Origin of the sequence: Streptomyces sp. NPDC058632, from assembly GCF_042717095.1 — a bacterium.
Classification (GTDB): domain Bacteria; phylum Actinomycetota; class Actinomycetes; order Streptomycetales; family Streptomycetaceae; genus Streptomyces.
In genome coordinates this window covers 1-13649 of record NZ_JBHXQZ010000023.1, presented here as the reverse complement: position 1 = coordinate 13649, position 13649 = coordinate 1, and the positions used below count along the sequence as shown (strand labels likewise).

Annotated in this window: 13 protein-coding genes and 1 tRNA gene; 2 read left to right on the top strand and 12 right to left on the bottom strand. The window is 72.7% G+C overall.

Annotation, left to right across the window (positions count from 1 at the left end; genetic code table 11):
- Window positions 1-24: 24 nt before the first annotated feature.
- Window positions 25-98, bottom strand: a tRNA-Pro gene (locus ACFWVE_RS11495).
- A gap of 144 nt (window positions 99-242) precedes the next feature.
- On the opposite strand from ACFWVE_RS11495, the gene ACFWVE_RS11490 reads away from it, so the two are divergent.
- Together ACFWVE_RS11490 and ACFWVE_RS11485 are read left to right on the top strand one after the other, a co-directional pair.
- On the top strand, window positions 243-968 hold the full coding sequence (locus ACFWVE_RS11490; RefSeq protein ID WP_384011126.1) for a transketolase: 726 nt from the start codon (window positions 243-245) through the stop codon (window positions 966-968).
- 94 nt (window positions 969-1062) lie between these two features.
- On the top strand, window positions 1063-2019 hold the full coding sequence (locus ACFWVE_RS11485; protein WP_384011121.1) for a transketolase family protein: 957 nt from the start codon (window positions 1063-1065) through the stop codon (window positions 2017-2019).
- A 14-nt stretch (window positions 2020-2033) separates the two neighbouring features.
- On the opposite strand, the gene ACFWVE_RS11480 is transcribed toward ACFWVE_RS11485, so the two are convergent.
- The 11 genes from ACFWVE_RS11480 to ACFWVE_RS11430 all read right to left on the bottom strand — a co-directional run bounded on the left by ACFWVE_RS11480 (window position 2034) and on the right by ACFWVE_RS11430 (window position 13330).
- Window positions 2034-2393, bottom strand: a complete 360-nt coding sequence (locus tag ACFWVE_RS11480) for an MmcQ/YjbR family DNA-binding protein (protein ID WP_384011118.1) — start codon at window positions 2391-2393, stop codon at window positions 2034-2036.
- A 117-nt stretch (window positions 2394-2510) separates the two neighbouring features.
- The gene (locus ACFWVE_RS11475; RefSeq protein WP_384011113.1) at window positions 2511-3416 is read right to left on the bottom strand and encodes a LysR family transcriptional regulator; all 906 of its coding nucleotides are present in this window, start codon (window positions 3414-3416) and stop codon (window positions 2511-2513) included.
- A gap of 13 nt (window positions 3417-3429) precedes the next feature.
- The gene (locus ACFWVE_RS11470; RefSeq protein WP_384011108.1) at window positions 3430-4629 is read right to left on the bottom strand and encodes a glycine C-acetyltransferase; all 1200 of its coding nucleotides are present in this window, start codon (window positions 4627-4629) and stop codon (window positions 3430-3432) included.
- Window positions 4630-4736: 107 nt separating this feature from the next.
- Window positions 4737-5765 carry an L-threonine 3-dehydrogenase gene (gene tdh / locus ACFWVE_RS11465; protein ID WP_384011338.1) on the bottom strand — a complete coding sequence of 343 codons (1029 nt, stop codon included), beginning with the start codon at window positions 5763-5765 and terminating at the stop codon, window positions 4737-4739.
- Window positions 5766-5981: 216 nt separating this feature from the next.
- A complete protein-coding gene (locus ACFWVE_RS11460; protein WP_384011103.1) occupies window positions 5982-6557 on the bottom strand; it encodes a GAF domain-containing protein in 576 nt (191 codons plus the stop codon).
- A 60-nt stretch (window positions 6558-6617) separates the two neighbouring features.
- Window positions 6618-7235, bottom strand: a complete 618-nt coding sequence (locus ACFWVE_RS11455; protein WP_384011098.1) for an ATP/GTP-binding protein — start codon at window positions 7233-7235, stop codon at window positions 6618-6620.
- Window positions 7213-7584 (bottom strand): DUF742 domain-containing protein, encoded by a 372-nt coding sequence (locus ACFWVE_RS11450; RefSeq protein WP_384011336.1) that lies wholly within the window; start codon window positions 7582-7584, stop codon window positions 7213-7215. The genes ACFWVE_RS11455 and ACFWVE_RS11450 overlap by 23 nt, the downstream gene beginning before the upstream one ends.
- Before the next feature lie 2 nt (window positions 7585-7586).
- A complete protein-coding gene (locus tag ACFWVE_RS11445) occupies window positions 7587-8021 on the bottom strand; it encodes a roadblock/LC7 domain-containing protein (RefSeq protein ID WP_384011095.1) in 435 nt (144 codons plus the stop codon).
- A 95-nt stretch (window positions 8022-8116) separates the two neighbouring features.
- On the bottom strand, window positions 8117-10399 hold the full coding sequence (locus ACFWVE_RS11440; protein ID WP_384011092.1) for an ATP-binding protein: 2283 nt from the start codon (window positions 10397-10399) through the stop codon (window positions 8117-8119).
- Between the two features lie 761 nt (window positions 10400-11160).
- A complete protein-coding gene (locus ACFWVE_RS11435) occupies window positions 11161-12387 on the bottom strand; it encodes an MBL fold metallo-hydrolase (RefSeq protein ID WP_384011087.1) in 1227 nt (408 codons plus the stop codon).
- 157 nt (window positions 12388-12544) lie between these two features.
- Window positions 12545-13330 carry an SGNH/GDSL hydrolase family protein gene (locus ACFWVE_RS11430; RefSeq protein ID WP_384011334.1) on the bottom strand — a complete coding sequence of 262 codons (786 nt, stop codon included), beginning with the start codon at window positions 13328-13330 and terminating at the stop codon, window positions 12545-12547.
- Window positions 13331-13649: the final 319 nt, after the last annotated feature.

The following is a 13649-nucleotide window of genomic DNA, read 5'->3' as shown; positions in this document are numbered from 1 at the left end:
CCCTCGACCTGCGACTTCCTTAAGTCGGGACGACAGGATTTGAACCTGCGACCCCTTGACCCCCAGTCAAGTGCGCTACCAAGCTGCGCCACGTCCCGTTGCCCGTCTGACCTGGGGATTCCCCGGCGTCGACGTGCACGGAAACAATACCGCACCCAGGGCGGTGATCGCGCACCCCTTTGTCCGGGGGCGCCGGGAGCGGTGCTTGACCTCAAGTCCGGTTGAGGTCGCAGGATCGCCGTATGACGATCACCGACGAACACACGCGCACAACGGCGGCGTACGGCTACGGGGACCTGGCCTCGCTGATGGGCAGGATGACCGGCGACGAGAAACACGGGCCGGCCGCCACCTCCACGCTGGACGTGCTGTGGGTGCTCTACGACCGTGTCCTGCGCGTCTCCCCGCAGCGGATGGACGACCGGGACCGGGACAGGTTCCTGCTGTCGAAGGGGCACGGGCCGATGGCGTACTACGCCGTGCTGGCCGCCAAGGGCTTCCTGCCGGTGGAGTGGCTGGCCGGGTTCGGCTCGTACGACTCGCCACTCGGCCATCATCCCGACCGGACACTGGTGCCGGGCGCCGAGATCGGCAGCGGGTCGCTGGGACACGGGCTGCCGATCGCGGTCGGTACGGCGCTGGGGCTGCGCGCGCAAGGGCTCGACGGGCCGGCCGTGTGGGCGCTGATCGGGGACGCCGAGCTGGACGAGGGCAGCAACCACGAGGCGATCGCGTTCGCCGGACCCGCCGGTCTGGAACGGCTGCACACCGTCGTCGTCGACAACTCCTCCGCCAGTCACGCCCGGCCCGGTGGGATCACCGCACGCTTCGAGGCGGCGGGCTGGTCCGCGCTCACGGTCGACGGCCGTGACCACGAGGCGCTGCACACCGCGTTCACCGCGCCGCATCCGGGGCGGCCGCATGTGGTGGTGGCCCGGGTCGAGCCGAAATACGCGCGGTACGCGTGAACTTCCCCGTCCGGCCGCCCCTTCCCCCTTCCCCCTTCCCCCTTCCCTTGCAGGCTTCTCCCTCTGGCTCCCTGTGCCGAAAGGATCACCTCCCGTGGACACCATGCGTGACCGATTCGCTCACGTCCTCACCCGGCTGCTGGACGAGGACCCCCGGGTCGCCGTCGTCCTCGCCGAGATCGGCAAGGACACCTTCACCGAGGCCGTCCGCCGGCATCCGGACCGGGTCGTCAACGTCGGCATCCGGGAACAACTCCTGGTGGGAGCCGCCGCAGGGATGGCACTCGCCGGTCTGCGGCCCGTCGTGCACACCTTCGCCAGCTTCCTCGTCGAGCGGCCGTTCGAACAGGTCAAGCTGGACCTGGGTCATCAGGAGGCGGGCGCGGTGCTGGTGAGCGCCGCCGCCTCCTTCGACTGGCCGGCCGGCGGCTATACGCACATGGCGCCGGGTGACGTGGCGCTGCTGGACACCCTGGACGACTGGACCGTGCACGTCCCGGGGCATCCGGACGAGGCCGAGACACTGCTGCGGCACGCGGTGGCCGCCGGCGACGACAAGGTGTACGTGCGGCTGTCCCTGCAGGCCAACACACGCCCGCTGCCGGTGGACGGCGAGCGGTTGCGCACCGTCCGCGAGGGCCGCGCGGGTGTGGTGGTCGCCGTCGGTCCCGTGCTGGACGCGGTGCTCACGGCCACGGAGGGTCTCGACGTCACCGTCCTGTACGCCACCACGGTCCGGCCCTTCGACGCGGCCGCCCTGCGCCGGGCCACCGAGGCCGCCGGGACGGATGTCGTCCTGGTCGAGCCGTATCTGGCGGGTACGTCGGTGGCGGCGGCGAACGACGCGTTGTCCGACGTGCCGCACCGGGTGCTGGGGCTGGGCGTGGGCCGGCGGGAGCTGCGACGGTACGGGCGGCTCGAGGAGCATGTCGCCGCGCACGGTCTCGACGCCCGCTCGCTGCGGGAGCGCATCAGGGCGTTCACGGGGGCCGGAACCCCCCTCCGGCTCCGGCCCCCGTCCACGCACCCGGAGCAGGTCACGGCCCACTGACAACGCCCCGGGGATCACTTCCCGGGCGGCCGGCCCAGCCCGGGATGGGCCTCGAGCAGCCGGGGCGGGGCCGTCTGGCGCCAGGAGTCGGCGAGTATGTCCCGCAGTTCGTCCTCGTCCTCCAGGGCGGCGAGGCGGACCCGGACCCAGGCGAACTGCGCCTCGTGGCCCGCGATCCAGAACTTCTCCGGCTCCGCGAGAGCCAGTTCGTCGCGCTCCTCCTTGGGACAGCGCACGGCGATGGAGGTCTCGTCCTCGGGCAGGGTGGCGAACATCTTCCCCGCCACCCGGAACGTGGGCATGCTCCAGGCCACTTTCTCCGTCGTGTCCGGCAGGGACAGCGCGTTCCGTCGTACGTCTTCGGCATCCGGCATGGCAGGCACCGTAGCGGCTGCCACTGACAACCACCCGGCGGCAGTGGCCGGTTCCCCCGTTCCGGCACCGGGCGGGCCGGGAGGGGGAGCGGGAGGGCGGGGCGCGGTCCCTCAGCCCTAGGCCTCGTCGGCGGCCTCGCCGAGCGCGTCCAGGACCGGGCGGATCAGCGGGTGTTCCTCGGCTCCCCGGCGTACGGCGGCGAAGACCCGGCGGGTCGGCGCGACACCGTCGACCGGCCGGACGGTCACGCCGGTCAGGTCCATGCCCCGCAGCGCCGAGCGCGGGACCAGCGCGACGCCCACGTCCGCCGAGGCCAGGGCCACCACCGCGCGAAAGTCGTCCGAGGAGTGCTCGAGCCGGGGCTGGAATCCCGCGTTCTCGCAGGCCAGGACGACGACATCGTGGCAGGGATTGCCGGGGTACGGGCCGATCCACGGGTCCTTGGCCAGCTCGGCGAGCGGTACCTCGGCGGTGTCGGCCAGCCGGTGGGTGACGGGGACGACCGCGTCGAAGGGCTCCGCGTACAGGGGGACGTGCGTCAGGCGGGGATCGTCGGCGGGCGGCGCCCCGCGGTACTCGACGGCCACCGCGACGTCGACCTGCCGGTCCAGGAGCATCGGCAGGCTGGCGTCGCCCTCGGCGTCCTGGACGCGGATGCGGATACCGGGCGCCGCCGCGGCGAGGCGGACCACCGCGGGGACGACGGCCTGGGCGATCCCGGTCGCGAAGGAGGCGACGGTGACGGTGCCGGCCGCGCCCGAACCGTACGCGGCGAGTTCGGCCGCGGCCCGCTCCAGCTGGGCGAGGACCACATGGGTGTGGCCCAGCAGGATCTCGCCGGCCGGGGTCAGCCGTACGCCCCTGGCGCCGCGCTCCACCAGCCGGTGGCCGGTCTCCTGCTCCAGCGCGGCGAGCTGCTGGGACACCGCGGACGGGGTCAGGTACAGCGCGGCGGCCGCCGCCGTGACCGTGCGGTGGTCGGCCACCGCACGGAGGATGTGGAGCCGCCGTGCCTCGATCATGGGACCGATTCTCTCAGGCGTCGAGCTCCGCCCGCGCCGCCACGAAGGCGTCCACCACGCGGTTCACGTCCTCGGTGGAGTGCGCGGCGGACAGCTGGACCCGGATCCGGGCCTGTCCCTCGGGCACCACAGGGTAGGAGAAGCCGATCACGTAGACACCGCGCTCCAGCAGCAGCTCCGCCAGGCGCCCCGCGCGGGACGCGTCGCCGATCATCACCGGGGCGATGGGGTGGTCGCCGGGGAGGATGTCGAAGCCCTCCTCGGTCATCCGGCGGCGGAACAGGGCGGTGTTCTCGCCCAGCCGGACCCGCAGGTCGTCGGCGGACTCCAGCAGGTCGAGGACCTTCAGCGAGGCCGCGGCGATCACCGGGGCGAGTGTGTTCGAGAACAGGTACGGCCGGGAGCGCTGGCGCAGCAGGGCGACGATCTCCGCGCGGGCGGCTGCATAGCCGCCGGAGGCGCCGCCGAGCGCCTTGCCGAGGGTGCCGGTGAGGATGTCGACGCGGTCCATGACGCCGTGCAGTTCGGGCGTGCCGCGCCCGCCGGGTCCGACGAAGCCCACGGCGTGCGAGTCGTCGACCATGACCATGGCGTCGTGACGTTCGGCGAGGTCGCAGATCTCCGCCAGCGGTGCGACATGGCCGTCCATCGAGAAGACGCCGTCGGTGACGATCAGCTTGCGGCGCGCCCCGCCCTCGGCGGCCTCCTTCAACTGGCGTTCCAGGTCGGCCATGTCGCGGTTGGCGTAGCGGAAGCGGCGGGCCTTGGACAGGCGGATGCCGTCGATGATCGACGCGTGGTTCAGCGCGTCGGAGATCACCGCGTCCTGCGCGCCGAGCAGGGTCTCGAACACACCGCCGTTGGCGTCGAAGCAGGACGAGTAGAGGATCGTGTCCTCCTGGCCGAGGAACGCCGACAGCCGTGCCTCCAGGTCCTTGTGCACCTCCTGCGTGCCGCAGATGAAGCGCACCGAGGCCATGCCGTAGCCCCAGCGGTCGAGGGCCTCGTGGGCGGCGGCGAGCACCTCGGGGTGGTCGGCGAGACCGAGGTAGTTGTTGGCGCAGAAGTTGAGGACCTCACCGGGCCGGCCGCCCGCAGTGACGTTCACGGTGGCGGACTGCGGGGTGCCGATCACGCGCTCGGGCTTGTGCAGTCCGGCGGCGCGGATCTCGTCGAGGGTGGTGCGGAGGTCGTCGCGCACGGAGTCGAACATCGAGAAGCTCCTGAAAGTGCTCGCGGAAGAGGAAGTGGAGGAGAAAGAGAGAGGAGAGGGCGCTGAGGAGGGCGCGAGGTGAGCGCCGGAGTGAGCGCCGCGGCGGGCTACGCCGTCCAGTCGAGGATGATTTTTCCGCTGCGGCCGCTCGCCGCGTCCTCGAAGGCCGCCTCGAAGTCGCGGTGGGAGTACCGGCCGGTGATCACGGGGGCGAGGTCCAGACCGCCTTCGAGGAGCACCGACATGGCGTACCAGGTCTCGAACATCTCACGGCCGTAGATGCCCTTGAGGGTGATCATCGAGGTGACGATCCGGGACCAGTCGACCGGGAACTCCTCGGCCGGCAGGCCGAGCATCGCGATCCGGCCGCCGTGGGTCATGTTGGCGATCATGTCGCGCAGCGCCTCGGGCCGGCCGGACATCTCGAGGCCGATGTCGAAGCCCTCGCGCAGGCCGAGGATGTGCTGCCCGTCGGCGATCACCGAGTCCCGCACGTTCAGCGCCAGGCTCGCGCCGATCTTGCGGGCGAGTTCCAGACGCTCCTCGCTGACGTCGGTGATCATGACGTGGCGGGCGCCGGCGTGCCGGGCCACCGCGGCGGCCATCAGGCCGATCGGTCCGGCACCGGTGATCAGGACGTCCTCGCCGACGAGCGGGAAGGACAGGGCGGTGTGCACGGCGTTGCCGAACGGGTCGAAGATCGCGGCGACGTCGAGGTCGACGGGGACGCGGTGCACCCATACGTTGGCCGCGGGCAGGGTGACGTACTCGGCGAACGCGCCGTCGCGGCCGACGCCGAGGCCGACGGTGGCACGGCACAGGTGCCGGCGTCCGGCCTGGCAGTTGCGGCACTTGCCGCACACCAGGTGGCCCTCGCCGCTGACCCGGTCACCGGTCTTGATCTCGCCGACGTCCCGGCCGGTCCCGACGACCTCGCCGACGAACTCGTGCCCGAGGATCAGCGGGGTGCTGATCGTCTGCCGGGCCCAGCCGTCCCAGGCACGGATGTGCAGGTCGGTACCGCAGATACCGGTGCGCAGCACCTTGATGAGTACCTCGCCGGGGCCGACGGCCGGCTCCGGGACGTCCGCGAGCCACAGCCCGGGTTCGGCCTTGTCCTTGACGAGCGCCTTCAACGCCACGGCTCCTCGGGGTGAGTCCCGGCTCCGGGCATGCCGGAGCAGCCCTGGCCGGGAGCGGGGTGGGATCGCACTGCAATCTGCCGTACGACACCCTCACCGGTCCATCGAGGATTTCTTAAGCGCGGCCACAGCTTTCCTTCACGCCGTCACCCCATCGGCGGCAGTACACCGCGTCCGTGGGCTCGAGGAAGCACATCCGTCTCCGCGGTTTCAGAAGGGCAGTCCGTCCCTCTCCCCGCGTTCGAGCCGTACGACGAGATCCGCGGCCTGTCCCTTGATGGCAGCGAGCCCTTCCTGTCCCCAGGCCCGCGGCCGGGTGTCGGAGACGGACACGGTGCCCAGCACCGTGCCGGTGCTGTCGATGAGCGGGGCGCCCAGGTAGGAGCGCACCCCGAACTCGTCGACGACCGGGTTGCCCGCGAACCGCGGATAGTCGCTCACGTCCCCCAGGGCCAGCGCCTTGCGGCGGGCCACCACATGGGGGCAGAAGCCGTGGTCGCGGGGCAACGACCGGCCCGGCAGGGCCCCGGTGCCGTCGCCGCGGACGACGGGCGCGACCGCCGGGGTGTGCAGCCCGGCGAAGAACTGCCCCTCCTCCCCCAGGAAGTTGACCATGGCGTACGCAGCCGCCGTGAGTTCGAAGAGGCCGTACGCGAAGGCGTCGAGCGTGGGCTCGGGGCGCTCGCCCAGTCCCAGCCGGCGCAGCCGCTCGATGCGGGCCGGGGCCTCCTTGTCCTCGGGGGTGAGCAGCAGACGACCGGCCGGACGCGGCGGGTCGTAGCTCATGGGCGGGCTCCCTGGGTGCGGGCACATGTCATATACGGGCTCCGTGGTGGTGTGCGGGGATCACATGTGGGCGCCGTACCCCGTCGCGGGGGCCGGGGCGTGGGCGATGAGATGGCGGACCAGGGTCAGCAGGGTCTGGACGCCCGAGCTGGAGATCCGGGCGTCGCAGCACACGACGGGGATCTCGCCCGGCAGGTCCAGGGCGGCACGTACCTCCTGGGGGTCGTAACGGAAGGCGCCGTCGAACTCGTTGACGGCGATGATGAAACCGAGGCCGCGCTGCTCGAAGAAGTCGACGGCGGCGAAGCACTCCTCCAGGCGCCGGGTGTCGGCGATGATGACCGCGCCGAGGGCGCCCTCGCAGAGTTCGTCCCACATGAACCAGAAGCGTTCCTGGCCCGGTGTTCCGAACAGGTACAGCACGTGTTCCTGGTCCAGGGTGATGCGGCCGAAGTCCATCGCCACGGTCGTCTCCACCTTGTTCTCGATGCCGTCGAGCCGGTCGGTGGCGGCGCTGACCGTGGTGAGCAGTTCCTCCGTGCTCAGCGGCGCGATCTCGCTGACCGCGCCGACGAAAGTGGTCTTGCCCACGCCGAACCCGCCCGCGACGAGGATCTTGAGCGCGGTGGGGAACACGTCGGCACCGGCGTCGTGGTCAGAGCTGTCGTCGTAGTCCATCGAGCACTGCCTCCAGAAGGACCCGGTCCGTCGGGTTGTGGTCGAACACGGGGGGCTTGGTGGTGAGGCCTCCGCTGTCGACGAGGTCCGCCAGCAGCACCTTGGTGACGGCCAGCGGCAGCTTGAGGTGGGCGGCCACCTCGGCGACCGGGAGGGGCGCACGGCACAGTTCGAGTGCCTGCGCGTACTCGGGGCCGAGGTAACCGAAGGGGGCGGCCCCGGTGGCCATCACCTGTGACATCAGGTCGAGTTCGACGGTGGGGCGGGTGCGGCCGTCGCTGACGGTGAAGGGGCGCACCAGTCGCCCGGCCGCGTCGTCCAGCCAGGGGCCGTCACCGGCCGTCGCCACGTTCAAGGCCTCATCGCCGGCGGTTCGACGGCGGGCTGCCGGGGGGCGGTCACCAGGTACGGCCTCACGCTCTTGACCAGCATGGCCATCTCGTAACCGAGCACCGCCGCGTCGGCCTCGCGGCCGGCCAGCACGGCGAGGCAGGTGCCGGAACCGGCGGTGGAGACGAACAGCAGCATCGAGTCGAGCTCGACGACGACCTGGCGGACGTCACCGCCCCCTCCGAAGCGGATGCCGGCACTGCGGCCGAGGGAGTAGAGGCCGGAGGCCAGGGCCGCCATGTGGTCGGCGCTGTCCGCGTCGAGGCCGTGCACGGACTTCACCAGTCCGTCGCAGGAGAGCAGTACGGCGCTGGAGGTGTGCGGCACCCGTTGCACGAGGCCGCTCATCAGCCAGTCGAGATCGGAAACGTGGGCGGTCGGTGCGTCGCTCGCCATGGTGGATCGACTCCTTGGGGTACGAAGGTCTGCGGAAGCGCCGGGGCCGGGCGGGGAGGTGGAGGCCCGGCAGGGGGTGGAGGGTGCGGGCGTGCTCATCCGGCGGGTGCGCTCCCGTCGTGCCGTGCGGTGGGGTGGTCGGTGCGGGGCGCGGGCACGCCGTCGCGGGCGCCGCGCGCTTCCTGGGGTGCCGCATGCGGGGGACGCACGTCGGCGGGGTGGCACTCCGTGGTGTGGGACTCCGTGGTGTGGGACTCCATAGCGTGAGCCGTGATGCTGTGGTGCGGGTCCATGAGGCGGACGTTCACGGAGTGGGTGTCCACGGGGTGGGCAGGGGGACTGGGGCGCTCGCTCATGGGCGACGACGGCAGCCTGGACGGGGACGCCATGTGGTCGCCCGCCATGTGGTCGTCGGCCGTGGCGCCGCGACCCGTGTCGCCACGGCCCATGTCCTCGCCGCCCATGTGGCCCGTGTCCATGAGCTGTTGGGTTTCGGCGAGGCTGACGCCCCGCCGGAAGGCCGCCATCAGGTGGGGATCGTGCCCGACGACGTGCTCGGTGTTCTGACGCGGCGCGGGACCGTCGCGGAGTTGGGGCACCAAGTGTTCCTGGGCGCGGCGGCGGGGCAGTTGGGGCCTGCTCATGGCGCCGCGCACCGTGGTGCTGCGCGGGGTGAGGGGGGCGGTCCCGATCCCGCTCTCCTCGAGCGTCTGCCGGTCGTCCGGGGTGACTCCGGGCACGGCCTCGGCCGGATTGGGCCGCACCGCGCGGGCACCGCGCAGCGGCAGGGGTGGCGCCATGCCGTCGGGAGTCGTCGGGGCCGGGGCGGTGGCCTGGTCATGGCGTCGCGCCGACGGTACGGCGGGGGACGACACCGGGGTGAGGGGCGTCCCGCTCCCGGACCCCGGGGGCGGGCCGGATCCGGTCTGGCGCACGAGGCCGGTCCGCGCGTCGGGTCCCGTCCGCGCGTCGGGTCCGATCCGTACGCCGGTGCCGCCGGCGTACGGATCGGTGCCTGTCTGCGGCCCGGACGGCCGCTGTCCGTTCCCGTTCCCGTGCCCGGCGGGACCGGTCGGCGGGGCGCTGCCGGGCGCGGGGACGGCAGGCGCGGGCCGGTGTGTCGGTCCACCGCTGTACTCCGCGCCCGGCGCCGCGGACCACTGCTCGGCGCCGAGCAGTGCCTGCGGCACCACGAGCACGGCCTGTACTCCGCCGTAGATGTTGTTCTGGAGCCGGACCTGGATGCCGTGCCGCCGCGCGAGCTGCGAGACCACGTACAGGCCGATGCGCCCGTCGGCCAGCAGGCTGGCGACGTTGACCTGGTCGGGGTCGGCGAGCAGGGCGTTCATCCGGTCCTGCTCGCCCACGGGCATGCCGAGCCCGCGGTCCTCCACCTCGACGGCGAGCCCGGAGGTGACGAGACCGGCGCGCAGCAGCACCTGGGTGTGCGGGGCGGAGTACAGCGTGGCGTTCTCGACGAGTTCGGCGAGCAGGTGGATGACGTCGGCGACGGCGTGCCCGCGCAGGGTGCCGCCGATCGGCGGCACCAGTTTGACCCGTGAGTACTGCTCGACCTCGGCGATGGCCGAGCGCAGCACCTCGGTCATGGGGACCGGGTTGCTCCACTGCCGCCGGGAGACGGCCCCGCCGAGGACGGCGAGGTTCTCGGCGTGGCGGCGGATGCGGGTGGCGAGATGGTCGACGTGGAAGAGGCCCTTGAGCAGGTCGGGGTCCTCGATCTCGTTCTCCATCTCGTCGAGGATGGAGATCTCGCGGTGCACCAGGGACTGCAGGCGCCGGGCCAGGTTGACGAACACCTCGAGCTTCTGCTCGCTGCCCGCCTGGCTGGAGAGCCGGGATGCCTGGACGACGGCGGTGACGGCGCTGTCGTGGGCCCGGGACAGGTCGGCGGCGAGCCGGTCGAACCCGTCGGCGTCCCCCGGCGTTCTACCCGGCTGCGTGCGCGGGGGCGGGCCGTCGCCGCGGCGCAGGGTGTCCACGAGGGCGCGCAGGTCGGCCTCGCGCCGGGCCGTGCTCCGGCGCAGGCTCTCGACGCGGTCGTGCACGGACCGCGCCGCGCGGTCGGCGGCGACGGCGGCGATGACGATGCCGGCGAGGGTCACCGACACCGCGCCGCCGAGCACGCCCCACAGGGGCGCGCCCGGCCGTACGCCGGTGGAACGGATGACGAACAGCACGGCGGCGCAGGCGCTGAGGGCGACCGCCACGGGCGGCAGGACGGCGAGCCGCAGCAACTGGGACCGTATCTGCGCCTCGGGGTGCGCGGATGCGGGCCGGGAGGGCGGGCGTCCGTGCCGTCCGCCCTCCCTCCGGTCCGTGCGGGAGGGCGGACCGGCGGGAGGGCGGGGATCGGGCATGGGTGTCCTCGAACTGGTCCGTCGGTCCTGGGTGCCGGGGGAACGCGTGGCGCCACGGACGCCGGGCGCGCGGGAGCGATTGCGTGCACCGCGCGGCTCGCCGCCGCGTGGTGCGGGCGTACGCCCGTTGCCGGCACCGGCGCGCGGGCCGGCCGGCGGCCCGTCCGGGGCACCCTCGGCTGCCTGCGACCCGCTGGGCGCGCTCGGCACACCGGTCATGCCCGAGGCGCCGGCCGGGCCCGAGCGCCGGGGTGCGGCACCCCGGTCTCTCCCTCGTCCGCCTCCGCCTTCTGCCTGCACGTGCCGGTCCCCGCTCCCTGATCCGATGGGCGCGACCCCGTGGCGCGATGCGCCGAGCGACGGGTGTCGTCACGGTGTCGCCGTACCGGTCGGGCGCCTCGGCAGGCCGAGGGCGTCGGCCATACGTTGCCCGACCGACACTCACCGTAGTCACCACCGCATCACGTGCGGTGGTCAGTTGACAAACTCGCACGGACAGCGTCCCGCTCTGGTATGAGGCTTCGTACGACAGACCGATAAACCCGTCGCTCACTCGTCAAAGAACGGGCACCACTCGGTCCGACCTGCTCATATACGGTCAACGGAAAACGCCGAGGGCCGGGGAGCTCACAGCTCCCCGGCCCTCGTTCTTCCACCCGGCCGCCCGGTCGGAGGCGACCTCAGGGCCCTCCCCGGGAGCCCCCCACGCGCTGTGCGCCACCTGCGGGAATATCACCCACCGTAGCGACCGAGGCCAAGGTTCATTCCTCCCCCACCAGGTCCAGGTCCTCGTGGGGGGAGTCCGTGACGAGGTCGGGCAGCGGCCACTTGTGGTCCGGGACGTGCCCCACGTCCCGCCACCACGGCTCGGCCGGCAGCTCCCCGGCGGGCTCGAACGGCAGGCCCGGGACGGGGAAGGCGGCGGGCTGCCCGACCGCGTCGGCCGCCGCCATCGTCCACTCGCCGGGCTCCGCCCACGGATGCGGTGCCAGGTTGAAGGTGCCCCAGTGGATCGGCAGGAGGACCCCGCCCGGCCGGCCCTGCTGGAGGTCGAGGTGGGCCTGGAGACCTTCGGCCGGGTTCATGTGGATCTCCGGCCAGGAACCCGGTCCCGGAATCGGGTCCGACTGCCCCTTGGGCCAGAAGTCCGAGTACGCGCCGATCTGGATCATCGTCGCGTCGAAGGGGCCGTGGGCGGCGCCGATGTCCTTGAAGCCGTCGAAGTAACCGGTGTCCCCGCTGTGGTAGACGCGGTGCCCCCCGCCCGCGACGACCCAGGAGGCCCACAGGGTGTGCTGCGTGTTGCGCAGGCCCCGTCCGCAGAAGTGGCGGGCCGGGGTGGCGGTGAGGGTGAGTCCGCCGACCTGGGTCGTCTCGTGCCAGTCCAGTTCGCGCAGCCGGTCGGCGGACACGCCCCAGTGCTCGAGATGGGCGCCCACGCCGAGCGGCACGGCGAACAGCGTGTCCGTGCCGGCCAGCGTCCTGATGGTGGGCAGGTCCAGGTGGTCGTAGTGGTCGTGCGAGATCACGACGACGTCGACCGGGCCGAGCGCGGCCAGCGGCAGGGGTGCCGGGTGCAGCCGCTTCGGGCCGGCGAAGGGGAACGGGGAGCAGCGCTCGCCCCACACGGGGTCGAACAGCACCCGCCGCCCGTCGATCTCCACGAGCACGCTGGAGTGTCCCATCCAGGTCAGGCACAGTCCGGAGGCCGGCGGGCGGGCCAGGTCGGCGAGGGTGGTGGCGTGCACCGGCAGGGTGTGGTGCGGGGCACGGCGGGCCCGGGTGTCCTTGTCGAAGTAGGTCCTCGCCAGGCCCCGGGACGAGCCCGGGGGCCGGGGCCGGGTGGGGCCCGTGGGGTTCTGGAACACGCCGTCCCGGTAGTGCGGGGACCGGCGGATGCGCGCCATGCGCTCACCGGCGGGGTCCGCGCCGAAGGCCGCGGGCCGTAGCGCACGGAGCCCGGAGCTCTGGGAACGGATACCGGCCACGATGCCTCCAAGTGGAGTCGGTCAGACATTCCATTATGTGCGTCGGCGCGGTGCCGTGGAGACGGGTGCGCGCACGCACCGGGTAGGGGGTCCGAGCCCGCGCCGGGCCCCGCACGCGCCCCCTCCCCCACTCCTCCTCGCGCCCTCGGCCCCGGCGTCAGGCCACCGCGGCGATGCGCTCCCTGATGTCGCCCGGGGACAGCATCCCCTTCGCCGTCACATGGTCCCCCGACGACTCCCCGCGCAGCCTGCGTCCCATCCACGGCACCAGGTACTCACGCGCCCACTGGACGTCGTCCCGCCGGACGTCGAGGCTGCCGCGCGGCGGCAGCAGGGGCCAGGCCTGCTCCGGGTCGGCCGGGATGTCCAGGCCGAGGGTCTGGCCCGCGCGGAGCGCCACGCGGGTGTGCCCCTCGGGCGACAGGTGCAGCCGGTCGGCGTCCCAGGCCCTGCGGTCCCGGATGCTCCTCAGGGACCACAGGTCGAGCACCGGACAGCCGTACCGGTCGGCGACGGCCCGCACGTGCCCGTTGTAGGTGGCGATCTTGCCGCGCAGATGCCTGAGCACGGGCACGCCCCGGGTGTCGAACCCGGTCGTCACCAGCACCGTGCCGGAGACCGCCGTGAGCGCGGCGATCGCCCGCTCGAAACGCTCGGCCACCTCGTCCGGGTCGCTGCCGGGGCGCAGGATGTCGTTGCCGCCCGCGCAGAACGAAACCAGTGCGGGGGCCAGTTCGACGGCCCTCGGGAGCTGGTCGGCCACGACCTGGTCGAGCAGCTTCCCGCGCACCGCGAGATTCGTGTACCGGAAGTCGCCTTCGGGACGCCGGTCGGCGAGAAGTACCGCGAACCGGTCGGCCCAGCCGACGAACGCCCCGTCGGGGCCGGGGTCGCCGACGCCCTCGGTGAAGCTGTCCCCCACCGCCACGTACGACCCGATCACTGCCTTGCTGTCATTCTTCGAATCGTCTGCCACAACCGGACATGATTCACCTTCGAATGTGACCTACGCGACCGTAGGAAGGCATTGACGGGCGGTGAGATGAGCCACTCGGAAAGCATCGGCCCATTCCGGAACAGTTCTCGGGAGGGGGATGTTGAGCGGCGAGCGATGTGACGCACGGGACGGTCCGGGCGCACCCGCCGAACGCGCCGAAGGCCGGACCCGGGGTTCGGGGTCCGGGCGTGGGCGGCGTGTGGGGGGGGTCGCCGCGGTGGTCAGCCGATTGAGACGGCCGTGCCGCGGGGGGTGGTGAACGGGT